Annotated in this window: 23 protein-coding genes; all 23 read left to right on the top strand. The window is 65.2% G+C overall.

Features of this window, described 5'->3' with window-relative positions; genetic code table 11:
* Positions 1 to 8: 8 nt before the first annotated feature.
* On the top strand, positions 9 to 1,787 hold the full coding sequence (gene fliF, locus ACIP21_RS23190; protein ID WP_400692614.1) for a flagellar basal-body MS-ring/collar protein FliF: 1,779 nt from the start codon (positions 9 to 11) through the stop codon (positions 1,785 to 1,787).
* Positions 1,780 to 2,799 (top strand): flagellar motor switch protein FliG, encoded by a 1,020-nt coding sequence (gene fliG, locus ACIP21_RS23185; protein ID WP_400692611.1) that lies wholly within the window; start codon positions 1,780 to 1,782, stop codon positions 2,797 to 2,799. The genes fliF and fliG overlap by 8 nt, the downstream gene beginning before the upstream one ends.
* Positions 2,800 to 2,961: 162 nt before the next feature.
* The gene (fliH, locus tag ACIP21_RS23180) at positions 2,962 to 3,726 is read left to right on the top strand and encodes a flagellar assembly protein FliH (protein ID WP_400692609.1); all 765 of its coding nucleotides are present in this window, start codon (positions 2,962 to 2,964) and stop codon (positions 3,724 to 3,726) included.
* A complete protein-coding gene (gene fliI, locus ACIP21_RS23175; protein ID WP_400692606.1) occupies positions 3,716 to 5,077 on the top strand; it encodes a flagellar protein export ATPase FliI in 1,362 nt (453 codons plus the stop codon). The genes fliH and fliI overlap by 11 nt, the downstream gene beginning before the upstream one ends.
* A 3-nt stretch (positions 5,078 to 5,080) precedes the next feature.
* Positions 5,081 to 5,533 (top strand): flagellar export protein FliJ, encoded by a 453-nt coding sequence (fliJ, locus tag ACIP21_RS23170; protein ID WP_400692604.1) that lies wholly within the window; start codon positions 5,081 to 5,083, stop codon positions 5,531 to 5,533.
* Positions 5,534 to 5,699: 166 nt separating this feature from the next.
* Positions 5,700 to 6,005, top strand: coding sequence for an STAS domain-containing protein (locus tag ACIP21_RS23165; protein ID WP_400692601.1), 306 nt, complete (start codon positions 5,700 to 5,702; stop codon positions 6,003 to 6,005).
* Between the two features lie 8 nt (positions 6,006 to 6,013).
* Positions 6,014 to 7,705, top strand: coding sequence for a SpoIIE family protein phosphatase (locus ACIP21_RS23160; protein ID WP_400692598.1), 1,692 nt, complete (start codon positions 6,014 to 6,016; stop codon positions 7,703 to 7,705).
* A gap of 72 nt (positions 7,706 to 7,777) precedes the next feature.
* The gene (locus ACIP21_RS23155) at positions 7,778 to 8,125 is read left to right on the top strand and encodes an Hpt domain-containing protein (protein WP_400692595.1); all 348 of its coding nucleotides are present in this window, start codon (positions 7,778 to 7,780) and stop codon (positions 8,123 to 8,125) included.
* A gap of 73 nt (positions 8,126 to 8,198) precedes the next feature.
* Complete coding sequence (locus tag ACIP21_RS23150; RefSeq protein WP_400692592.1) at positions 8,199 to 9,524, top strand: flagellar hook-length control protein FliK; 1,326 nt, start codon at positions 8,199 to 8,201, stop codon at positions 9,522 to 9,524.
* A gap of 208 nt (positions 9,525 to 9,732) precedes the next feature.
* Complete coding sequence (fliL, locus tag ACIP21_RS23145; protein WP_400692590.1) at positions 9,733 to 10,230, top strand: flagellar basal body-associated protein FliL; 498 nt, start codon at positions 9,733 to 9,735, stop codon at positions 10,228 to 10,230.
* Between the two features lie 9 nt (positions 10,231 to 10,239).
* Complete coding sequence (gene fliM / locus ACIP21_RS23140; protein ID WP_400692588.1) at positions 10,240 to 11,208, top strand: flagellar motor switch protein FliM; 969 nt, start codon at positions 10,240 to 10,242, stop codon at positions 11,206 to 11,208.
* Positions 11,209 to 11,255: 47 nt separating this feature from the next.
* On the top strand, positions 11,256 to 11,720 hold the full coding sequence (gene fliN, locus ACIP21_RS23135; protein ID WP_400692585.1) for a flagellar motor switch protein FliN: 465 nt from the start codon (positions 11,256 to 11,258) through the stop codon (positions 11,718 to 11,720).
* A gap of 12 nt (positions 11,721 to 11,732) precedes the next feature.
* On the top strand, positions 11,733 to 12,167 hold the full coding sequence (gene fliO, locus ACIP21_RS23130) for a flagellar biosynthetic protein FliO (RefSeq protein WP_400692582.1): 435 nt from the start codon (positions 11,733 to 11,735) through the stop codon (positions 12,165 to 12,167).
* A complete protein-coding gene (gene fliP, locus ACIP21_RS23125) occupies positions 12,167 to 12,922 on the top strand; it encodes a flagellar type III secretion system pore protein FliP (RefSeq protein ID WP_400692579.1) in 756 nt (251 codons plus the stop codon). Before fliO ends, fliP begins: the two co-directional genes overlap by 1 nt.
* Positions 12,923 to 12,944: 22 nt before the next feature.
* A complete protein-coding gene (fliQ, locus tag ACIP21_RS23120; protein WP_400692576.1) occupies positions 12,945 to 13,214 on the top strand; it encodes a flagellar biosynthesis protein FliQ in 270 nt (89 codons plus the stop codon).
* A gap of 7 nt (positions 13,215 to 13,221) precedes the next feature.
* On the top strand, positions 13,222 to 13,998 hold the full coding sequence (gene fliR / locus ACIP21_RS23115) for a flagellar biosynthetic protein FliR (RefSeq protein ID WP_400692574.1): 777 nt from the start codon (positions 13,222 to 13,224) through the stop codon (positions 13,996 to 13,998).
* Between the two features lie 2 nt (positions 13,999 to 14,000).
* On the top strand, positions 14,001 to 15,143 hold the full coding sequence (gene flhB / locus ACIP21_RS23110; protein WP_400692571.1) for a flagellar biosynthesis protein FlhB: 1,143 nt from the start codon (positions 14,001 to 14,003) through the stop codon (positions 15,141 to 15,143).
* Positions 15,144 to 15,326: 183 nt separating this feature from the next.
* Complete coding sequence (gene flhA, locus ACIP21_RS23105; RefSeq protein WP_400692568.1) at positions 15,327 to 17,456, top strand: flagellar biosynthesis protein FlhA; 2,130 nt, start codon at positions 15,327 to 15,329, stop codon at positions 17,454 to 17,456.
* An 11-nt stretch (positions 17,457 to 17,467) separates the two neighbouring features.
* Positions 17,468 to 18,775 (top strand): flagellar biosynthesis protein FlhF, encoded by a 1,308-nt coding sequence (flhF, locus tag ACIP21_RS23100; RefSeq protein ID WP_400692566.1) that lies wholly within the window; start codon positions 17,468 to 17,470, stop codon positions 18,773 to 18,775.
* Between the two features lie 83 nt (positions 18,776 to 18,858).
* Entirely contained in the window at positions 18,859 to 19,701 is an 843-nt protein-coding gene (fleN, locus tag ACIP21_RS23095; protein ID WP_400692687.1) for a flagellar synthesis regulator FleN, read from the top strand.
* Positions 19,698 to 20,438, top strand: a complete 741-nt coding sequence (gene fliA / locus ACIP21_RS23090; protein WP_400692564.1) for an RNA polymerase sigma factor FliA — start codon at positions 19,698 to 19,700, stop codon at positions 20,436 to 20,438. The genes fleN and fliA overlap by 4 nt, the downstream gene beginning before the upstream one ends.
* Positions 20,439 to 20,558: 120 nt before the next feature.
* Complete coding sequence (locus ACIP21_RS23085) at positions 20,559 to 20,933, top strand: chemotaxis response regulator CheY (RefSeq protein WP_133328372.1); 375 nt, start codon at positions 20,559 to 20,561, stop codon at positions 20,931 to 20,933.
* A gap of 18 nt (positions 20,934 to 20,951) precedes the next feature.
* Entirely contained in the window at positions 20,952 to 21,740 is a 789-nt protein-coding gene (locus ACIP21_RS23080) for a protein phosphatase CheZ (RefSeq protein ID WP_400692561.1), read from the top strand.
* The last annotated feature ends 3 nt before the right edge of the window (positions 21,741 to 21,743 follow it).

Raw genomic sequence — 21,743 nt, 5'->3', positions numbered from 1 at the left:
AGTAAGTCATGGCTGAAGCAGTCGTCGATAACGCCCCCGCCAAGACCGGTGGTGCGCCAGGGTCCAAGCCGCCGCTGTTCGGCATGGCGTTCCTGGAAAACATCTCGCAGATGCCCATGCTGCGTCAGGTCGGCCTGCTGGTCGGCCTGGCCGCCAGCGTGGCGATCGGCTTCGCCGTGGTGCTGTGGTCGCAGCAGCCGGACTACCGGCCGCTTTACGGCAGCCTGGCCGGCATGGATACCAAGCAGGTCATGGACACCTTGGCCGCTGCCGATATCCCTTATAACGTGGAGCCCAACTCCGGCGCTCTGCTGGTCAAGGCCGACGACCTCTCCCGTGCGCGCCTGAAACTGGCAGCCGCCGGCGTGGCGCCGAGCGATGGCAACGTCGGCTTCGAACTGCTCGACAAGGACCAGGGCCTGGGCACCAGCCAGTTCATGGAAGCCACCCGCTACCGCCGCGGCCTGGAAGGCGAACTGGCGCGTACCGTGTCCAGCCTGAACAACGTCAAGGCTGCCCGCGTGCACCTGGCCATCCCGAAGAGCTCGGTGTTCGTGCGTGACGAACGCAAGCCAAGCGCCTCGGTGCTGGTCGAGCTGTACCCGGGCCGTTCTCTCGATGCGGGCCAGGTCATGGCCATCGTCAACCTGGTCGCCACCAGCGTGCCGGAACTGGACAAGTCCCAGGTCACCGTGGTCGACCAGAAGGGTAACCTGCTCTCCGACCAGTTGCAGGACAATGCCCTGACCATGGCCGGCAAGCAGTTCGACTACAGCCGCCGCATGGAAAGCCTGCTCACCCAGCGCGTGCACAACATCCTGCAGCCGGTGCTGGGCAACGACCGCTACAAGGCCGAAGTGTCCGCCGACCTGGACTTCAGCGCGGTCGAGTCGACCTCCGAACAGTTCAACCCGGACCAGCCGGCCCTGCGCAGCGAGCAGTCGGTCAACGAACAACGCTCCAGCAGCTCCGGCCCGCAAGGTGTCCCGGGTGCGCTGAGCAACCAGCCACCAGGCCCTGCCTCGGCACCGCAGACCACCGGTGGCGCCGCTGCCCCGGCCTCGGCCATCCAGCCTGGCCAGCCGCTGGTGGATGCCAACGGCCAGCAGATCATGGACCCGGCCACCGGCCAGCCGATGCTGGCGCCGTACCCGGCCGACAAGCGTCAGCAAACCACCAAGAACTTCGAGCTGGACCGTTCGATCAGCCACACCCGCCAGCAGCAGGGTCGCCTGACCCGCCTGTCGGTGGCAGTGGTGGTCGACGACCAGGTCAAGGTCGGCGCCGATGGCGAAAGCACCCGTGCCCCGTGGGGCGCCGAAGACCTGGCGCGCTTCACCCGCCTGGTGCAGGACGCAGTCGGCTTCGACGCCAGCCGCGGCGACAGCGTGACGGTGATCAACGTGCCGTTCTCCGCCGAGCGTGGCGAGGAGATCGGCGATATCGCCTTCTACCAGCAGCCGTGGTTCTGGGACATCGTCAAGCAGGTGCTGGGCGTGGTGTTCATCCTGGTGCTGGTGTTCGGTGTGCTGCGCCCTGTGCTCAACAACATCACCAGCGGCGGCAAGCAGGCTGCCACGGACAGCGACATGGAGCTGGGCGGGATGATCGGTCTGGATGGCGAACTGGCCAACGACCGTGTCAGCCTGGGTGGCCCGTCAAGCATTCTGTTGCCTAGCCCGACCGAGGGTTACGAAGCACAGCTCAACGCAATCAAAGGTCTTGTGGCCGAAGACCCGGGCCGCGTGGCCCAGGTCGTGAAAGAGTGGATCAACGCCGATGAGTGACAATCGAGCCATCACCGCCAAACTGAGCCGCGTCGACAAGGCAGCGATCCTGCTGCTGTCGCTCGGTGAAACCGATGCTGCGCAAGTGCTGCGCCACATGGGCCCGAAAGAAGTGCAGCGGGTCGGCGTGGCCATGGCGCAGATGGGCACCGTGCACCGCGAGCAGGTCGAGCAGGTGATGAGCGAGTTCGTCGAGGTGGTCGGCGACCAGACCAGCCTGGGCATCGGCTCCGACGCCTACATCCGCAAGATGCTCAACCAGGCCCTCGGCGAGGACAAGGCCAACGGCCTGGTCGACCGCATCCTGCTCGGTGGCAACACCAGCGGCCTGGACAGCCTCAAGTGGATGGAGCCGCGTGCCGTGGCAGACGTGATCCGCTACGAGCACCCGCAGATCCAGGCCATCGTGGTCGCCTACCTCGACCCCGACCAGGCCGGTGAAGTGCTGAGCAACTTCGACCACAAGGTGCGCCTGGACATCATCCTGCGCGTCTCGTCGTTGAACACCGTGCAGCCGGCGGCACTGAAGGAGTTGAACCAGATCCTCGAGAAGCAGTTCTCGGGCAACTCCAACGCCGCGCGCACCACCCTGGGCGGCATCAAGCGCGCCGCCGACATCATGAACTTCCTCGACAGCTCGGTGGAAGGTGCACTGATGGACTCGATCCGCGAGATCGACACCGACCTGTCGGAGCAGATCGAAGACCTGATGTTCGTCTTCAACAACCTGGCCGACGTCGACGACCGGGGTATCCAGGCGCTGCTGCGCGAGGTGTCCTCGGACGTGCTGGTGGTGTCGCTCAAGGGCGCCGACGAGCGGGTCAAGGACAAGATCTTCAAGAACATGTCCAAGCGTGCCTCCGAACTGCTGCGCGACGACCTCGAGGCCAAGGGCCCGGTGCGCGTCAGCGACGTGGAAACCGCGCAGAAGGAAATCCTCACCATCGCCCGCCGCATGGCCGAGGCCGGCGAGATCGTGCTTGGCGGCAAGGGCGCCGAGGAAATGATTTAAGGTCAATGTGTTCTTCCGGCTGACGTGCCCTTTGTGGGAGCGGGTTTACCCGCGAAGGCGTCAGCCTGGGAGGGCGCGGTTGCCGCTGCCGACGCATTCGCGGGTAAACCCGCTCCCACAGGGGTCGGCGTTGGCTGAACAGGCTTTAGAGAACAGCACAGCATGCCCACAAAAGAACTCCATCCCAGCGACCTGATCCGTGCCCGCGACCTCGAGGGCGTCGACATCTGGACGCTGCCCAGCTTCGACCCCGAGCCTGAGCCCGAGCCGGAACCCGAGCCGGAAATCATCGAGGAAGAAGTCGAGGAAGTGCCGCTGGAGGAAGTCCAGCCGCTGACCCTCGAAGAGCTCGAAGCGATCCGCCAGGAGGCCTACAACGAAGGCTTCGCCACCGGCGAGCGCGAAGGTTTCCACAGCACCCAGCTGAAAGTGCGCCAGGAGGCCGAAGAGGCCCTCGGCGCCAAGCTGGCCAGCCTGGAGCAGCTGATGGGCCACCTGCTGGAGCCGATTGCCGAGCAGGACACGCAGATCGAACGCAGCATGGTGCACCTGGTGGCGCACATGGCCCGCCAGGTCATCGGCCGCGAGCTGCATACCGATTCCAGCCAGATCACCCAGGTGCTGCGCGAGGCGCTGAAACTGCTGCCTATGGGCGCCGACAACATTCGCATCCACCTCAATCCGCAGGATTTCGAGCAGGCCAAGGCCCTGCGCGAACGCCACGAGGAGAGCTGGAAGCTGCTCGAGGACGAAGCCATGCTGCCGGGCGGCTGCCGCATCGAGACCCTGCACAGCCGTATCGACGCGACCATGGAAACGCGCATCGAGAAGGCCGTGGCGCAGCTGTTCGACCAGCTCCACGACCAGGCCTTGCACCCGGCGGCGGCGGACCTGTCGGTCGAACTGGAAAGCCAAGATGCGCCTTGAACGCACCAGCTTCGGCAAGCGCCTGGGCGGTTATGCCGAGGCGATCGAGCTGCCCGTGCAGCCGGTGGTCGAAGGCCGCCTGCTGCGCATGGTCGGCCTCACCCTCGAGGCCGAAGGCTTGCGCGCCGCAGTGGGCGGGCGTTGCCTGGTAATCAACGACGACAGCTATCACCCGGTGCAGGTCGAAGCCGAGGTCATGGGCTTTGCCGGCAACAAGGTGTTCCTCATGCCGGTCGGCAGCATCGCCGGTATCGCCCCGGGTGCGCGCGTGGTGCCGCTGGACGACAGCGGCCGCCTGCCGATGGGCATGAGCATGCTGGGCCGGGTGCTCGACGGTGCCGGCCGGGCTTTGGATGGCAAGGGCGGCATGCGTGCCGAGGACTGGGTGCCGATGGACGGCCCGATCATCAACCCGCTCAATCGCGACCCGATCAGCAAGCCGCTGGACGTCGGTATCCGCAGCATCAATGGCCTGCTCACCGTCGGCCGCGGCCAGCGCCTGGGCCTGTTCGCCGGTACCGGTGTGGGTAAGTCGGTGCTGCTGGGCATGATGACCCGCTTCACCGAAGCCGAGATCATCGTGGTCGGCCTGATCGGCGAGCGCGGCCGCGAGGTGAAGGAGTTCATCGAGCACATCCTTGGCGAGGAGGGCCTCAAGCGTTCGGTGGTGGTGGCGTCGCCGGCGGACGATGCGCCGTTGATGCGCCTGCGTGCGGCCATGTACTGCACGCGCATCGCCGAGTATTTCCGCGACAAGGGCAAGAACGTCCTGTTGCTGATGGACTCGCTGACCCGTTTCGCCCAGGCCCAGCGCGAGATCGCCCTGGCCATCGGCGAGCCACCGGCCACCCGGGGTTACCCGCCGTCGGTGTTCGCCAAGCTGCCCAAGCTGGTGGAGCGCGCTGGCAATGGCGAGCCGGGCGGGGGCTCGATCACGGCTTTCTATACCGTGCTGTCCGAAGGCGACGACCAGCAGGACCCGATCGCCGACTCGGCGCGCGGCGTGCTCGACGGCCACTTCGTGCTGTCGCGCCGGCTGGCCGAGGAAGGCCACTATCCGGCCATCGACATCGAAGCCTCGATCAGCCGGGTCATGCCCCAGGTGGTCGATGCCGACCACCTGCGCCAGGCGCAGAAATTCAAGCAGCTGTGGTCGCGCCTGTCGCAGAGTCGCGACCTGATCAGCGTCGGCGCCTACGTGGCGGGTGGCGACCCGGAAACCGACCTGGCCATCGCCCTGCAGCCCAAGCTGGTGGACTTCCTGCGCCAGGGCCTGGACGAGAACGTCGGCATGGCCCAGAGCCGCAGCGAGCTGGGGGCGATCTTCACGCCGCCGGGCAGCGGCGGATAAGCCATGAGCATGCCCAGCCGCGCCGCGCGCCTGGTTCCGGTGGTCGACATGGCCGAGGAAGCCGAGCGCAAGGCTGCCCAGCGCGTGGGCCACTTCCAGCAGCAGGTCAACCAGGCCCAGGCCAAGCTGGCCGAGCTGGAAAGCTTTCGCGAGGGCTACCAGCAGCAATGGATCAACCGCGGCGGGCAGGGCGTCAATGGCAGCTGGCTGCTCAATTACCAGCGCTTCCTGGCCCAGTTGGAAACCGCCATGACCCAGCAGCGGCAGAGCCTGATGTGGCACCAGAACAACCTGAACAACGCCCGTGGCACCTGGCAGCAGGCCTATGCGCGGGTCGAGGGGCTGCGCAAGCTGGTGCGGCGCTATATCGAAGAAGCTCGGCGGCTCGAGGACAAGCGCGAGCAGCGCTTGCTCGATGAACTGTCGCAGCGCTTGCCCAGGCAAGGTCAGCTTTAGCTGCACCGGCCCCTTCGCGGGTAAACCCGCTCCCACAAGCCTGTGATGGCCCCTGTAGGAGCGGGTTCACCCGCGAAAGGGCCGGTGCATGTCTGCCTTGCCACCCCGGCAACCACCTGCTAAACCTTGAAGAGTTGCATTCGCCATCATCGAAGGAATCGCTAGCATGGCAGTCGAGACAAATTTTTCGCAGGACGACAAGAAGCTCACGATCAAGATCAAGGGGCGCTTCGATTTCGGCAAGCATCAGGAATTTCGCGACGCCTACGAGCGCCAGGCGAAAAAGCCGGAGTCTGTAGTCGTCGACCTGAAGGACACCACCTACCTGGACAGCTCGGCGCTGGGCATGCTGCTGTTGCTGCGTGACCACGCTGGCGGCGACGACTCGAGAGTGAGCGTGGTGAATGCCGGCTCCGACGTGCGCAAGATCCTCGCCATCTCCAACTTCGACAAGCTCTTCGCCATCAGTTGACCGCCAACATGCCTGCCGAACAGGCCTTGACCGTGCTGGTGGCCGAGGATGGCGTGGTCGACCGCCTGCTCCTGGCGCAGATCGTGCGCCGCCAGGGCCACCAGGTGTTCACTGCGGAAAACGGCGAGCAGGCGGTGGCGCTGTTTGCCGAAAAGCGCCCGCAACTGGTCCTGCTCGATGCGCTGATGCCGGTGATGGACGGCTTCGAGGCGGCGCGGCGGATCAAGGCGCTGGCCGGCGAAGCGCTGGTGCCGATCATCTTCCTGACCTCGCTGAATGAAGAGGATGCCCTGGTCCGCTGCCTGGAGGCCGGGGGCGACGACTTCATGGCCAAGCCCTACAGCGCGGTGATCCTCGCCGCCAAGATCCGCGCCATGGACCGCCTGCGCCGGCTGCAGGCAACCGTGCTGCAGCAGCGTGACGAGATCGCCCGCCACCATCATCACCTGCTCACCGAGCAGCGTGTGGCCAAGGCGGTGTTCGACAAGGTCGCCCACTCCGGCTGCATCACTGCGCCGAATATCCGCTACCTGCAATCGCCCTATGCGCTGTTCAACGGCGACCTGCTGCTGGCCGCGTTCACCCCGGCGGGCGACATGCACGTGCTGCTCGGCGATTTTACCGGGCACGGGCTGCCTGCCGCGGTCGGCGCCATGCCGCTGGCCGAGGTGTTCTATGGCATGACCGCCAAGGGCTATGGCCTGGCGCAGATGCTGCGGGAGATGAATGCCAAGCTCAAGCGCATCCTGCCGGTGGACATGTTCTGCTGCGCGCTGCTGCTGAGCATCAGCGTGCAGCGCGGCTCGGTGGAGGTGTGGAACGGCGGCATGCCCGATGGCTATCGGTTGTCGGCGACCGGCGAGGTGCTCGGTTGCCTGGCGTCGCGCCACCTGCCATTGGGCATCCTGGCGGCGGAGCGTTTCGACGACAGCACCGAGGTGCTGCCGATGGCGGCCGGCGAGCGGCTGCTGTTGCTGTCCGATGGCGTGGTCGATACCGCAGACGAGCAGGATCGTTTGTTCGGCGTGGAACGCCTGCGCGACGTGATGGCGGCCAATCGTCAGCCGCAGTGCCTGTTCGACGAGCTGATGCAGGCCCTGGAGCGCTTTGGCGGGCGTCCCCGGGACGATTTCAGCCTGTGCGACATCCGCATGTTCACCGCCGAAGAGCGGATCCCTACGCCCACCTTGTATTCCGACAGCGGGCGTTCCAGCCCGCTGGACTGGTCGCTGGGCTTCGAATTGCGCGGCGAAAGCCTCAAGCGTTTCAACCCGGTGCCCTACCTGGTGCAGCTGTTGCAGGAAATCCATGGGCTGCGGCCACGTACTGGGGCCCTGCACGGTGTGCTCAGCGAGCTGTATTCCAACGCCGTGGAGCACGGCGTGCTGGGCCTGGATTCGCAGCTCAAGCGTGATGTGCAGGGTTTTGCCGACTATTATGAGGAGCGCGCCCGGCGTCTCGATGCCCTGGCCGATGGCTTCGTGCGCATCGACCTGCAGGTGGAACCGCAAGGCAGTGGCGGGCGTCTGACGATCGATGTTCGCGACAGTGGCGCAGGGTTCGACGTGCACAGGGTGATGGCGCAGCCTTCGCGGGAACGGCGCCTGAGCGGGCGCGGTCTGAACCTGGTGCAGCGCCTGGCCAGCAGTGCCGAATGGCGCGAGGGAGGCCGTTGCGCGCGGGTGCGGTTTGTCTGGTGAAACGCCTGGCGAGCCGCCTGGAGTGCCGCGGGGCGGCTGAGGCATAATCCGGCTTGATCAAGGAGTGAACAAGTGACTGACATGCATATTGACCACAAGGTCCTCAGTGATTTGCAGGAGGTCATGGAAGATGGCTACCTGCAACTGCTGGAAACCTTCCTGGAAGATTCCGAGCGGCGCCTGAGCCAGCTGCATGGGGCCAGGAGCGCTGACGAGCTCGGCATGGCCGCCCACAGCTTCAAGGGCAGCAGCAGCAACATGGGCGCGGCCCGCCTGGCCAAGCTCTGCGAGCAGCTGGAGCAGCGGGTCAGAGAGCGCCCGTTGCATGGCATCGAGGACCTGATCCAGCGCATCGACCAGGAATACCTGGAGGTGGAGCGCTTCTACCGTGGCGAGCGCGAACGGGTTTCTGCCGGCTGAGCGGAAAGTTGGCGCGACTTTTGCCTCTCTGTGGCCAGATGATATTCCAGTTTCTGGCGCGGAGACCCGTTCAATGCCTGTCGCATCCAACCCCTTGTTGCAATCCACCACCCTGAGCAAGCCGTCCCGTGCGGGCGCCTCGGTGCTGGACAAGTCGCCGCAGGCGGCGGGCGGGCAGGGCGGCGGCTTTGATCAGGTGATGGCCGGGCAGGGGCGCGACAAGGTCCCGGCGCGTGATGACAAGGTTGCCCAGGCCAAGCCCAAGGACAAGCCCGAAGTCGCCCAGGGCGGCAAGAAAGACCCCGCCGACAAACCGGCGGTTGCCGATGACGGCAACAAGTTGCCAGCCGATGACCCGGCCGTCGCCACCGATGCGGCCAGCGCCGACGTGGTCAGTGGCGACGGCACTTCGCTGGATGCTTCGCTGGTTGCCGGCCAAGTCACCGATGCCCAACCCGGTGCCCAGCTCCTTCAGGCCCAGGCCGAGGCCGTAGCGCCGGTGCTGCAGGCCGCCGCCCAAGCGCCGGTGCCGGTAGCGCCCGCGCCGGCAGCCGCGACGGAGCCCGAAGCCGAGGCCTTCGACCCGGATGCCGACCCGCTGGCCAACCTGCCGACCCTGCGCCTGGCGCTGGAGCAGAACGCTCAGGCCAAGGGCACCACCTCGGCCCATGCCGCCGATACTTCGAAATCCCAGCCCGATGACGGCCAGGCAGTGGCCGTCAATCCGTTGGCGACCCTGCTCGACAAGGTCGAGGCCGAGAAGGGGCAATCCCAATCCGGTGACAAGGCCTTCGGGGCGTTGATCGAAGATGGCCTGAAGGACACCAAGAGTGCCAGCAGCGATACCCGCGTCGATGACTTCGCCAATCGCCTGGCCAGCCTGACCCAGGCGGTTACCGCCAAGACCGCCAATGCCGTGCCGGTAACCCCGAGCCCCTTGAACCAGCCGCTGCAGATGAACCAGAGCGCCTGGGCCGAAGGCCTGGTCAACCGGGTCATGTACCTGTCCAGCCAGAACCTGAAATCGGCGGACATCCAGCTGGAACCGGCCGAGCTCGGGCGCCTGGACATCCGTGTCAATGTCGCGACGGATCAGTCCACCCAGGTCACCTTCATCAGTGGCCATGCTGGTGTGCGGGATGCCCTGGACAGCCAGGTACACCGCTTGCGCGAGCTGTTCGCCCAGCAGGGCCTGGCGCAGCCGGACGTCAACGTCGCCGATCAGTCGCGCCAGCAGCAACAGCAGGCGCAGCAACAGCAGGACGGCTCGCCGTTGTCCGGCGTGGCGGCGCGACGGGCGCAGAACGGCGGCGAGCAGGGTGAGCTGGCTGGTGCGTCCTCCCCGGTCGTCGAACAGCAGGTGGTCGTGGGCGACAGTGCGGTCGATTTCTATGCCTGAGTTTTCTGTCGTCTGATCTGGCCTCTTCGCGGGTAAACCCGCTCCCACAGGGATTGCGCCGGTCTCAAGGCCTGTGCTGAACCCTGTGGGAGCGGGTTTACCCGCGAAAGGGCCGGCATTGGAAAACACATTCTGAAAAACCTGGCATAACACTTGCTCAAGCCTCGTCATCCTCCCTTGAAACCCCGATGGACGACGGATTATTGGCATGGCGAAGAGCGACGCAGTGAAAGACCCCGCCACTAAAGGCAAACTCAAGCTGATCCTGCTGCTGGTGCTGGCCCTGTTGCTGGCGGTCGGCCTGTCGGTGGGCGCCACCTGGTTCTTCATGCACAAGAGCGAATCGGCGCCCGCCCCGCAAGCGGCGGCAACCAACGTCAAGGCACCCGCGATCTACGTGCCCCTGGCCCCGGCCTTCGTGGTCAACTTCAACCAGAACGGCCGCCAGCGCTACATGCAGCTGAGCATCACCATGCAAGGCCGCAGCCAGGCCGACCTGGACGCCCTGAGCGTGCACATGCCGGTGATCCGCAACAACCTGGTGATGATGTTCTCCGGGCAGGGCTTCGACACCCTGGCCGCCAGTTCGGTGGGCCAGGAGATGCTGCGCCAGAAAGCCACCGCGGTGGTCCAGGAAGTGGCGCAGAAGGAAGTCGGCAAGCCGGTGGTCGACCAGCTGCTGTTCACCAATTTCGTATTGCAGTAGGAGCCCGCAATGGCCGTTCAGGACCTGCTGTCCCAGGATGAGATCGATGCCCTGTTGCATGGCGTCGACGACGGTCTGGTACAGACCGAGAGCGCTGCCGAGCCCGGCAGCATCAAGAGCTACGACCTGACCAGCCAGGATCGGATCGTACGGGGTCGCATGCCGACCCTGGAAATGATCAACGAGCGCTTCGCCCGCTACACCCGCATCAGCATGTTCAACCTGCTGCGCCGCTCCGCGGACGTGGCGGTGGGTGGCGTGCAGGTGATGAAGTTCGGCGAATACGTGCACTCGCTGTACGTGCCGACCAGCCTCAACCTGGTCAAGATCAAGCCGCTGCGCGGCACGTCGCTGTTCATTCTCGACGCCAAGCTGGTGTTCAAGCTGGTGGACAACTTCTTCGGCGGTGACGGTCGTCACGCCAAGATCGAGGGGCGTGAGTTCACCCCCACCGAGCTGCGCGTGGTGCGCATGGTCCTGGACCAGTGCTTCATCGACCTCAAGGAAGCCTGGCAGGCGATCATGCCGGTCAACTTCGAGTACATGAACTCCGAGGTCAACCCGGCCATGGCCAACATCGTCGGCCCGAGCGAGGCGGTGGTGGTGTCGACCTTCCACATCGAACTGGACGGCGGCGGCGGCGACCTGCACGTGACCATGCCGTACTCGATGATCGAGCCGGTGCGGGAAATGCTCGACGCCGGCTTCCAGTCCGACCTCGACGACCAGGACGAACGCTGGGTCAAGGCCCTGCGCGAGGACGTGCTGGATGTGTCGGTGCCGCTGACCGCCACGGTCGCCCGCCGCCAGCTGAAGCTGCGCGACATCCTGCACATGCAGGCTGGCGACGTGATCCCGGTGGAGCTGCCCGAACACCTGGTGCTGCGCGCCAATGGCGTGCCGTCGTTCAAGGCGCGGCTGGGCTCGCACAAGGGCAACCTGGCCCTGCAGATCATCGACCCGATCGAACGCCGCTGACGGCGTGCCGGTCGCTCATAACGAATTGAATGCCTGTCGAGGACATCATGGCTAACGAAAACGAGATCACTTCCGCGGAAGACCAGGCCCTGGCCGACGAGTGGGCCGCGGCCCTGGAAGAAACCGGCGATGCCGGCCAGTCCGATATCGACGCGCTGCTCGGTGGCGACAGCGGCAATGGCGGCACCGGCCGCCTGCCGATGGAAGAATTCGCCAGCTCGCCGAAGCCGAACGAGAGCGTCAGCCTCGAAGGCCCGAACCTGGACGTGATCCTGGACATCCCGGTGAGCATTTCCATGGAAGTGGGCAGCACCGAGATCAACATCCGCAACCTGCTGCAGCTCAACCAGGGTTCGGTGATCGAACTCGATCGCCTGGCTGGCGAGCCGCTCGACGTGCTGGTCAACGGCACCTTGATCGCCCATGGCGAAGTGGTCGTGGTCAACGAGAAGTTCGGCATCCGCCTGACCGACGTGATCAGCCCCAGCGAACGTATCAAGAAGCTGCGCTGAGTGAAGGGCACGATGCGGGCCGTGACGGCCCTGGCCGCGCTGCTGGTCAGCGAACTGGCCATCGCCGCCGCCACGCCTGCCGCGGCGCCGGCAACCGCGCCCGGCAGCCTGGGCGGGCAGTTGGCGCAGATGGTGTTCGGCCTGTTGCTGGTGGTCGGCCTGATCTTCTTTTTGGCCTGGCTGTTGCGGCGCATGCAAGGTGCCGCGCCCAAGGGCGGGCAGGTGATCGAGATCGTTGGCAGCCGTGCCATCGGCCCGCGTGATCGCTTGTTGCTGGTGCAGGTCGGCAAGGAGCAGATCCTCATCGGTCACACCCCCGGCAGCATCGAGGCACTGCATGTGCTGGCCGAACCCGTCGAGGTGCCGGCCAGTGCCCGCCAGGCGACCCCGGAATTCGCCCAGCGCCTGATGGAGCTGATGGGCAAGGACCACAAGGACAAGAAGTGATGAGCAGTGCGCTGCGCATTGTAGTGACCCTGGCGCTGCTGCTGGCCGCGCCGCTGGCCCTGGCGGCCGACCCGCTGTCGATCCCGGCCATCACCCTGTCCAACGGCCCGGACGGCCAGCAGGAGTACTCGGTCAGCCTGCAGATCCTGCTGATCATGACGGCGCTGAGCTTCATTCCGGCGTTCGTCATCCTGATGACCAGCTTCACCCGCATCATCATCGTCTTCTCGATCCTGCGCCAGGCCCTGGGCCTGCAGCAGACGCCGTCGAACCAGGTGCTGACCGGCATGGCGCTGTTCCTGACGATGTTCATCATGGCGCCGGTGTTCGACCGGGTGAACCAGGATGCGCTGCAGCCGTACCTGAGCGAGCAGATGACCGCCCAGCAGGCCATCGAGAAAGCCCAGGGCCCGCTCAAGGACTTCATGCTGGCGCAGACCCGGCAGAGCGACCTGGACCTGTTCATGCGCCTGTCCAAGCGCACCGACATCGCCGGCCCCGACCAGGTGCCGCTGACCATCCTGGTGCCGGCGTTCGTCACCTCGGAGCTGAAGACCGCGTTCCAGATCGGCTTCATGATCTTCATCCCGTTCCTGATCATCGACATGGTGGTCGCCAGCGTGCTGATGGCCATGGGCATGATGATGCTGTCGCCGCTGATCATCTCGCTGCCGTTCAAGATCATGCTGTTCGTCCTGGTCGATGGCTGGGCGCTGATCATGGGCACCCTGGCCGGCAGTTTCGGCGGCGTCTGACGCCGTCAAGGAGAGCCCTCGCATGACCCCAGAAGTCGCTGTCGATCTGTTCCGAGATGCCTTGTGGCTGACCACCCTGATGGTCGCCATCCTGGTGGTGCCGAGCCTGCTGGTGGGCCTGGTGGTGGCGATGTTCCAGGCCGCCACGCAGATCAACGAGCAGACCCTGAGCTTCCTGCCGCGCCTGCTGGTGATGCTGGTCACGCTGATCGTCGCCGGGCCCTGGCTGGTGCAGAAGTTCATGGAGTACATCACCAACCTGTACACCAGCATCCCGCAGTTGATCGGTTGACGCCGCCATGCTGGAGCTGACCGACGCGCAGATCGGCACCTGGGTCGCCACCTTCATCCTGCCGCTGTTCCGGGTGACGGCGGTGCTGATGACCATGCCGATCTTCGGCACCCGCATGCTGCCGGCACGCATCCGCCTGTACGCGGCGGTGGCGATCACCGTGGTGATCGTGCCGGGCTTGCCGCCGCTGCCGGAATTCGACCCGATCAGCCTGCGCGGCATGCTGCTGTGCGGCGAGCAGATCATCGTCGGCGCGTTGTTCGGCTTCTCCTTGCAGCTGCTGTTCCAGACCTTTGTCATCGCCGGGCAGATCGTCGCCGTGCAGATGGGCATGGCCTTCGCCTCGATGGTCGACCCGGCCAACGGCGTCAACGTGGCGGTGGTCAGCCAGTTCATGACCATGCTGGTGAGCGTGCTGTTCCTGGTGATGAACGGGCACCTGGTGGTGTTCGAAGTGCTCACGGAGAGCTTCACCACCTTGCCGGTGGGGCATGCCCTGGTGGTCAGCCACTTCTGGGAGATGGCCGGGCGCCTGAGCTGGGTGTTCGGTGCCGGCTTGCTGCTGATCCTGCCGGCGATCACCGCGCTGCTGGTGGTCAACATCGCCTTCGGCGTGATGACCCGCGCCGCGCCGCAGTTGAACATCTTTTCCATCGGCTTCCCGCTGACCCTGGTGCTGGGCATCGGCATCTTCTGGGTCGGCCTTGCCGATATCCTCTCCCACTACCAGGCATTGGCCAGTGAAGCGCTGCAGTGGCTGCGTGAACTGGCAAGGGCGCCCTGAGCATGGCGGAAAGCGAGAGCGGTCAGGACAAGACGGAAGACCCCACCGACAAGCGCAAGCGCGACGCGCGCGAGAAAGGTGAGATCGCCCGCTCCAAGGAGCTCAACACGGTTGGCGTGACCTTGGCCGGTGCTGGCGGTTTGCTGGCGTTCGGCGGGCACCTGGCGGAAACGCTGATGGCGCTGATGCGCATGAATTTCAGCCTGCCCCGTGAAGTGATCGTCGACGAGCGGGCCATGGGTGCGTTCCTGTTGACCTCGGGCAAGATGGCGATCTGGGCGGTGCAGCCGATCCTGATCCTGTTGTTCGTCATCGCCTTCCTGGCGCCGATCGCCTTGGGCGGCTTCCTGTTTTCCGGCAGCCTGCTGCAGCCCAAGTTCAGCCGCATGAACCCCCTGGCGGGGATCAAGCGGATGTTCTCGATGCATGCCCTGACCGAGCTGCTCAAGGCCATCGCCAAGTTCTTCGTGATCCTGCTGGTGGCGCTGGTGGTGCTGAGCAACGACCGCCAGGCGTTGCTGGCGATCGCCAACGAGCCGCTGGAGCAGGCGATCATCCACAGCGTCCAGGTCGTGGGTTGGAGTGCCTTGTGGATGTCTGCCGGCCTGCTGCTGATCGCCGCGGCGGATGTGCCGTTCCAGCTGTGGCAGACCCACAAGAAGCTGAAGATGACCAAGCAGGAGGTCAAGGACGAGTACAAGGACAGCGAGGGCAAGCCCGAGGTCAAGCAGCGCATCCGCCAGCTGCAGCGCGAGGTGTCGCAGCGGCGCATGATGGCCGCGGTGCCCGAGGCCGACGTGATCATCACCAACCCGACCCACTATGCCGTGGCGCTGCAGTACGACCCGGAGAAGGGTGGGGTGGCGCCGTTGCTGGTGGCCAAGGGGACCGACTTCATCGCCCTGAAGATCCGCGAGATCGGTGTCGAGCACAAGGTCCAGATTCTCGAGTCGCCGGCCCTGGCGCGGGCGATCTACTACTCCACCGAGGTCGAGGGCGAGATCCCGGCGGGGCTGTACCTGGCGGTGGCGCAGGTGCTGGCCTATGTGTTCCAGATCCGCCAGTACCGCTCGGGCAAGGGCAAGCGGCCCGAGCCTCTGAAGGAAGACCTGCCGATTCCGCCGGATCTACGCCGCGACAACTGATTCAGCCTGTACCGGCCTCTTCGCGCACTCAAGCCTTGTGATATCCCTGTGGGAGCGGGTTCACCCGCGAAGAGGCCGGTACAGGCAACATAAATCCCCTGCCGAGCAAAGTTGGAAGGCTTCTTGCAATGCCTCGCCCAAGCGCCCCTTGGGCGTCAAAGTTTTGCATCAAGAGGACTCGCGGTGGATCGCACTCAGTTAATCAGCAACGCCCGCAACAACCTGGCCGGCCTCGGCCGGGGCAACCTGGGCGTGCCGCTGCTGCTGCTGGTGATGTTGGCAATGATGATGTTGCCGATACCGCCGTTCCTGCTGGATGTGTTCTTCACCTTCAACATCGCCCTGTCGATCGTGGTCCTGCTGGTCTGCGTGTATGCCCTGCGCCCGCTGGACTTCGCCGCGTTCCCCACCATCCTGCTGGTGGCGACCCTGCTGCGCCTGGCGCTGAACGTCGCCTCCACCCGTGTGGTCATGCTCCACGGCCAGGAGGGCCACGGCGCTGCCGGCAAGGTGATCCAGGCCTTCGGCGAGGTGGTGATCGGCGGTAACTATGTGGTCGGTGCGGTGGTGTTCGCCATCCTCATGATCATCAACTTCGTGGTGGTGACCAAAGGCGCCGGGCGGATCTCCGAGGTGAGCGCGCGCTTCACCCTCGACGCCATGCCCGGCAAGCAGATGGCCATCGACGCCGACCTCAACGCCGGCCTGATCGACCAGGCCCAGGCCAAGTCGCGCCGCGCCGAGGTGGCCCAGGAGGCCGAGTTCTACGGCTCGATGGACGGTGCCAGCAAGTTCGTCCGCGGCGACGCCATCGCCGGCCTGCTGATCCTGTTCATCAACCTGATCGGCGGCATGCTGATCGGCATGCTGCAGCACAACATGTCGTTCAGCGACGCCGGCAAGGTCTATGCCCTGCTGACCATCGGTGACGGTTTGGTGGCGCAATTGCCATCACTGCTGCTGTCCACTGCGGCCGCGATCATGGTCACCCGCGCCTCGGGCTCCGAGGACATGGGCAAGCTGATCAACCGGCAGATGTTCGATTCGCCCAAGGCGCTGGCGGTGTCCGCGGCGCTGATGATCGTCATGGGCCTGGTGCCGGGCATGCCCCACATCGCCTTCATCAGCCTCGGCCTGCTGGCCGCTGGCGGCGCCTACCTGGTGTGGAAGAAGCAGCAGAAGGCCAAGGTCGAGGCGCAGCAGGAAGTGCAGCGCCAGCAGGACCTGCTGCCGTCGCCGCAGCGTGCGCTGGAAACCAAGGAGCTGGGCTGGGACGATGTGACGCCGATCGACATGATCGGCCTGGAAGTCGGCTACCGCCTGATTCCGCTGGTCGACCGCAACCAGGGTGGCCAGTTGCTGGCGCGGATCAAGGGGGTGCGCAAGAAGCTGTCCCAGGACCTGGGCTTCCTCATGCCCACCGTGCACATCCGCGACAACCTCGACCTGCAGCCAAGCGCCTATCGCCTGACGCTGATGGGGGTGATCCTGGCCGAGGCCGAGATCTACCCCGACCGCGAGCTGGCGATCAACCCCGGCCAGGTGTTCGGCACCCTCAACGGCATCGCCGCACGCGACCCGGCCTTCGGCCTGGAAGCGGTGTGGATCGACATCGGTCAGCGCGCCCAGGCGCAGTCGCTGGGCTACACCGTGGTCGACGCCAGCACCGTGGTCGCCACGCACCTCAACCAGATCCTGCAGAAGCACTGCCACGAGCTGATCGGCCACGAAGAGGTCCAGCAGCTGCTGCAGGTGCTGGCCAAGGCGTCGCCGAAGCTTGCCGAAGAGCTGGTGCCGGGCGTCATTTCCTTGTCGGGGCTGCTCAAGGTCCTGCAGGCGCTGTTGTCCGAGCAGGTGCCGGTGCGTGATATCCGCAGTATCGCCGAGGCCATCGCCAACAACGGCGGCAAGAGTCAAGATACCGCCGCGATGGTGGCCTCGGTGCGCGTCGGATTGTGTCGCGCCATCGTGCAAAGCATTGTCGGCGTTGAGTCCGAGCTGCCTGTGATCACTCTGGAGCCAAGGTTGGAACAGATCTTGCTCAATAGTTTGCAAAGGGCCGGGCAAGGTCAGGAAGACGGAGTGCTTCTTGAACCGAGCATGGCCGAAAAGCTGCAGCGCTCGTTGATCGATGCCTGCCAGCGCCAGGAGATGCAAGGCCAGCCGGCCATTCTCCTGGTTGCCGGCCCGATCCGTGCCATGCTGTCGCGCTTCGGCCGCCTGGCTGTACCGAATTTGCATGTTCTGGCGTATCAGGAAATACCGGATAACAAGCAAGTCACCATCGTTGCCACCGTGGGCCCCAACGGCTGAGGTAGTGGGTTATGCAAGTTAAGCGTTTTTTCGCCGCCGATATGCGTCAGGCCATGAAGCTGGTCCGTGATGAGCTGGGCTCCGATGCCGCCATCATCGGCAACCGGCGCATCGCCGGCGGGGTCGAACTCACCGCTGCGCTGGACTACAAGCTGTCCGCGCTGGCCCCGCGCGTGCCCAATGCCGAGCTCGAAGAAGAGCTGCGCAAGACCCAGTCGCGCATCGCCACCGCCCAGGCCGAGCTGGACAACCGCGCCGAGGCCAGCGAAGGCAACCGCCAATTGTTCGCCGGCCAGTCGCTGACCGCCGCCGAGCCGTTGATCGAACCGCATGTGGATGCGCCGGCCCCGGCGCCCGCGCCGGCGCAGCCGGCGGTCGATCCGCGGATGTTCGACGCCATGCGTTCCGAGCTGTCGGGCCTGCGCGAGCTGCTCGAAGTGCAGCTTGGCTCGCTGGCCTGGAACCAGCTGCAAGGCAGCAAGCCGGCGCAGGCCACCCTCTGGCGCCGCCTGCAGCGCATCGGCCTGTCCGGCCCGATCGCCCGCGAGCTGCTTGACCTCACCAGCGAGATCGAAGAGCCACGCCAGGCCTGGCGCATGCTGCTGGCGCACCTGGCGCGGATGATCGAAGTGCCGCAGATCGAGCCGATCGAGGAGGGCGGGGTGATCGCCATGGTCGGCCCGGCCGGCATGGGCAAGACCACCACCCTGGCCAAGCTGGCCGCGCGCTACGTGCTCAAGTACGGCCCGCAGAACCTGGCCCTGGTGAGCATGGACAGCTTCCGCATCGGTGCCCAGGAGCAGCTCAAGACCCTGGGCCGCATCCTCAACGTGCCGGTGACCTATGTCGACCCAGGGCAGTCCCTGGCGGCGGCGCTGGAGCCGCTGCTGCGCAAGCGCGTGGTGCTGATCGATACCGCCGGCCTGCAGGCCAGCGACCCGGCCCTGCGTATGCAGCTGGAAACCCTGGCCGGGCGCGGCATTGCCTCGAAGAACTACCTGGTGCTGGCCACCACCAGCCAGAAGCAGGTGCTGACCGCTGCCTACCACAGCTACAAGCGCTGCGGCCTGGCCGGCTGCATCCTGACCAAACTCGATGAAACGGCGAGCCTCGGCGATGTGCTGAGCCTGGCCATCAGTCATGAACTGCCCGTCGCCTATCTCACCGATGGCCCGCGCATTCCTGACGACCTGCACCTGCCGCGCCCGCACCAGCTGGTGACCCGCGCGGTCAACGTGCAGTTGCAGGACGAGCCCAGCGAAGAGGCGATGGCCGACATGTTCGCTGATCTCTACCACAACCCGCGGCGCGCGGGTTGAGGAGCGACGTATGCAAAATACCTACATTCCGGAGCCGGCTGTCGCGCATTGCGCGTGGTGCGGGTCCAAGCGAGACAAGGTAAATAACGAACATGGGTAGCATGCATCCCGTACAGGTGATCGCCGTGACCGGTGGCAAAGGTGGCGTCGGCAAGACTAACGTTTCAGTGAACCTGTCGCTGGCGCTGGCCGAACTCGGCCGCCGGGTGATGCTGCTGGACGCCGACCTTGGCCTGGCCAATGTCGACGTGCTGCTGGGGCTGACCCCCAAGCGCACCCTGGCCGATGTCATCGAAGGCCGCTGCGAGCTGCGCGATGTACTGTTGCAGGGGCCGGGCGGGGTGCGCATCGTGCCGGCCGCCTCCGGCACCCAGAGCATGGTGCACCTGGCGCCGGCGCAGCATGCCGGGCTGATCCAGGCGTTCAGCGAGATCGGCGACAACCTCGACGTGCTGGTGATCGACACCGCTGCGGGGATTGGTGACTCGGTGGTCAGTTTTGTTCGCGCCGCCCAGGAAGTGCTGCTGGTGGTGTGCGACGAGCCGACCTCGATCACCGACGCCTACGCGCTGATCAAGCTGCTCAACCGCGACTACGGCATGAATCGTTTCCGCGTGCTGGCCAACATGGCCCAGAGCCCGCAGGAAGGGCGCAACCTGTTCGCCAAGTTGACCAAGGTCACCGATCGCTTCCTGGATGTCGCCCTGCAGTACGTCGGCGCCGTGCCCTACGACGAGTGCGTGCGCAAGGCCGTGCAGAAGCAGCGCGCGGTGTACGAAGCCTTCCCGCGCTCCAAGTGCGCCCTGGCCTTCAAGGCCATTGCGCAGAAGGTCGACAGCTGGCCGCTGCCGGCCAACCCGCGCGGGCACCTGGAGTTCTTCGTCGAGCGCCTGGTGCAGCCCACCAGCGCAGGGCCGGTGCTATGAGCGCGAGCGGATTCAAGATGTACAGCAAGGCGTCGAAGGACGCCCAGTACGAGCTGGTCGAGCGCTATGCGCCGCTGGTCAAGCGCATCGCCTACCACCTGCTGGCACGCCTGCCGGCCAACGTGCAGGTCGAAGACCTGATCCAGGCCGGCATGATCGGCCTGCTCGAAGTCGCCAACAAATACGACGCCAGCAAGGGCGCCAGCTTCGAGACCTACGCCGGCATCCGCATCCGCGGGGCGATGCTCGACGAGGTCCGCAAGGGCGACTGGGCACCACGTTCGGTGCACCGCAACACGCGCATGGTCAGTGATGCGATGCGCGCCGTCGAAGCAAGAACGGGCCGCGACGCTAAAGATCATGAAGTTGCTGCCGAACTCCAGTTGAGTCTCGATGATTACTACGGGATTTTGAACGATACCCTGGGCAGCCGCCTGTTCAGCTTCGACGACCTGTTGCAGGACGGCGAGCACGAGGGCCTGCACGAGGATGGCGCCAGTGGCCAGATCGAGCCGTCACGCGACCTGGAGGACGAGCGCTTCCAGGCTGCCCTGACCGATGCGATCGCCAACCTGCCGGAGCGTGAGCGGCTGGTGCTGGCGCTGTACTACGACGAAGAGCTGAACCTCAAGGAAATCGGTGAGGTCCTGGGCGTCAGCGAGTCGCGGGTCAGCCAGTTGCACAGCCAGTGTGCCGCGCGCCTGCGCAGCCGCCTGGGGGAATGGCGGGCGCGTTGAGCCTGGGGTCGTTGCAGTCGTTTTCCACGTACGTTTTCCACGTTGCACCGAATTGAATGAATGCGCGCGCTCGGGGCCGAGCGCGTTTGAGACTGCTTGGAGGTCTACTTGAACAAAGATATGAAAATCCTCATCGTTGACGACTTTTCGACGATGCGGCGGATCATCAAGAACCTGTTGCGTGACCTGGGCTTCACCAACACCGACGAGGCCGACGACGGCACCACCGCGCTGCCGATGCTCGAAAGCGGCCACTACGATTTCCTGGTGACCGACTGGAACATGCCGGGCATGTCCGGTATCGACCTGCTGCGCAAGGTCCGTGCCCACGAGCGCCTCAAAGGCATGCCGGTGCTGATGGTGACCGCCGAAGCCAAGCGTGACCAGATCATCGAAGCGGCCCAGGCCGGCGTCAATGGCTACGTGGTCAAGCCGTTCACCGCCCAGGTGCTCAAAGAAAAGATCGAGAAGATCTTCGAACGCGTCAACGGCTGAGTCGGGTCAGGGGGCGCCATGGAGTCATCAAACACGTCCTTGGGGGAGTTCGAAACGACCCTCAAGAAGCACGCGCAGGAACTGGTCGAGAGCCTCGAAAAGGGGCGCTTCGGCGATGCCGTGCAGCTGATTCATCAGCTGAACCAGACCCGCGACCGTGGCCTGTACCAGGAAGTCGGCAAGCTCACCCGTGAGCTGCACAGCGCGATCGTCAGCTTCCAGATCGACCCGCGCATGCCGCAGGCCGAGGAAGTCTCGCAGATCACCGACGCCACCGAGCGCTTGTCCTACGTGGTCAAGCTCACCGAAGGCGCCGCCAACCGCACCATGGACCTGGTCGAGCAGAGCACCCCGGTGCTCAACGACCTGGCGGCCGAGGCGCAGACCCTGAGCGTCGACTGGCAGCGCTTCATGCGCCGCGAAGTCGCAGCGCCGGAGTTCCGCGAACTGGTCAAGCGCGTCGACAGTTTCCTGACGCACAGTGCCGAGGGCAACCGCCAGGTCGCCGGGCATCTCAACGACATTCTGCTGGCCCAGGACTATCAGGACCTGACCGGCCAGGTGATCAAGCGCGTCACCGCGCTGGTGACCGAAGTCGAAAGCAATCTGCTCAAGCTCGTGCTGATGGCCAGTCAGGTCGACCGTTTTGCCGGTATCGAACATGACCACCAGCAGCTGCGCGCTGAAAAAGATCAAGAAAAACATCCGACTCGGGGTGAAGGTCCGCAGATTCATGCCGATAAGCGTGAAGACGTCGTGTCCGGTCAGGACGACGTCGACGATCTGCTGTCCAGTCTGGGTTTTTAAGGA

This window comes from Pseudomonas sp. NPDC089401 (assembly GCF_044749485.1).
Classification (GTDB): Bacteria; Pseudomonadota; Gammaproteobacteria; order Pseudomonadales; family Pseudomonadaceae; genus Aquipseudomonas.
This window is presented reverse-complemented; position numbering and strand designations above follow the sequence as displayed.

Excerpts from the sequence above, each read along its gene's own strand:
- fliQ (WP_400692576.1), top strand. The coding sequence starts at position 12,945 with ATGACCCCAGAAGTCGCTGTCGATCTGTTCCGAGATGCCTTGTGGCTG.
- ACIP21_RS23150 (WP_400692592.1), top strand. The coding sequence starts at position 8,199 with ATGCCTGTCGCATCCAACCCCTTGTTGCAATCCACCACCCTGAGCAAG.
- fliI (WP_400692606.1), top strand. The coding sequence starts at position 3,716 with ATGCGCCTTGAACGCACCAGCTTCGGCAAGCGCCTGGGCGGTTATGCC.
- ACIP21_RS23160 (WP_400692598.1), top strand. The coding sequence starts at position 6,014 with ATGCCTGCCGAACAGGCCTTGACCGTGCTGGTGGCCGAGGATGGCGTG.
- ACIP21_RS23085 (WP_133328372.1), top strand. The coding sequence starts at position 20,559 with ATGAAAATCCTCATCGTTGACGACTTTTCGACGATGCGGCGGATCATC.
- fliM (WP_400692588.1), top strand. The coding sequence starts at position 10,240 with ATGGCCGTTCAGGACCTGCTGTCCCAGGATGAGATCGATGCCCTGTTG.
- fliN (WP_400692585.1), top strand. The coding sequence starts at position 11,256 with ATGGCTAACGAAAACGAGATCACTTCCGCGGAAGACCAGGCCCTGGCC.
- fliL (WP_400692590.1), top strand. The coding sequence starts at position 9,733 with ATGGCGAAGAGCGACGCAGTGAAAGACCCCGCCACTAAAGGCAAACTC.
- fliG (WP_400692611.1), top strand. The coding sequence starts at position 1,780 with ATGAGTGACAATCGAGCCATCACCGCCAAACTGAGCCGCGTCGACAAG.
- ACIP21_RS23165 (WP_400692601.1), top strand. The coding sequence starts at position 5,700 with ATGGCAGTCGAGACAAATTTTTCGCAGGACGACAAGAAGCTCACGATC.
- flhF (WP_400692566.1), top strand. The coding sequence starts at position 17,468 with ATGCAAGTTAAGCGTTTTTTCGCCGCCGATATGCGTCAGGCCATGAAG.
- ACIP21_RS23080 (WP_400692561.1), top strand. The coding sequence starts at position 20,952 with ATGGAGTCATCAAACACGTCCTTGGGGGAGTTCGAAACGACCCTCAAG.
- flhB (WP_400692571.1), top strand. The coding sequence starts at position 14,001 with ATGGCGGAAAGCGAGAGCGGTCAGGACAAGACGGAAGACCCCACCGAC.
- fliP (WP_400692579.1), top strand. The coding sequence starts at position 12,167 with ATGAGCAGTGCGCTGCGCATTGTAGTGACCCTGGCGCTGCTGCTGGCC.
- fliF (WP_400692614.1), top strand. The coding sequence starts at position 9 with ATGGCTGAAGCAGTCGTCGATAACGCCCCCGCCAAGACCGGTGGTGCG.
- fliR (WP_400692574.1), top strand. The coding sequence starts at position 13,222 with ATGCTGGAGCTGACCGACGCGCAGATCGGCACCTGGGTCGCCACCTTC.
- fliJ (WP_400692604.1), top strand. The coding sequence starts at position 5,081 with ATGAGCATGCCCAGCCGCGCCGCGCGCCTGGTTCCGGTGGTCGACATG.
- fliH (WP_400692609.1), top strand. The coding sequence starts at position 2,962 with ATGCCCACAAAAGAACTCCATCCCAGCGACCTGATCCGTGCCCGCGAC.
- fliO (WP_400692582.1), top strand. The coding sequence starts at position 11,733 with ATGCGGGCCGTGACGGCCCTGGCCGCGCTGCTGGTCAGCGAACTGGCC.
- fliA (WP_400692564.1), top strand. The coding sequence starts at position 19,698 with ATGAGCGCGAGCGGATTCAAGATGTACAGCAAGGCGTCGAAGGACGCC.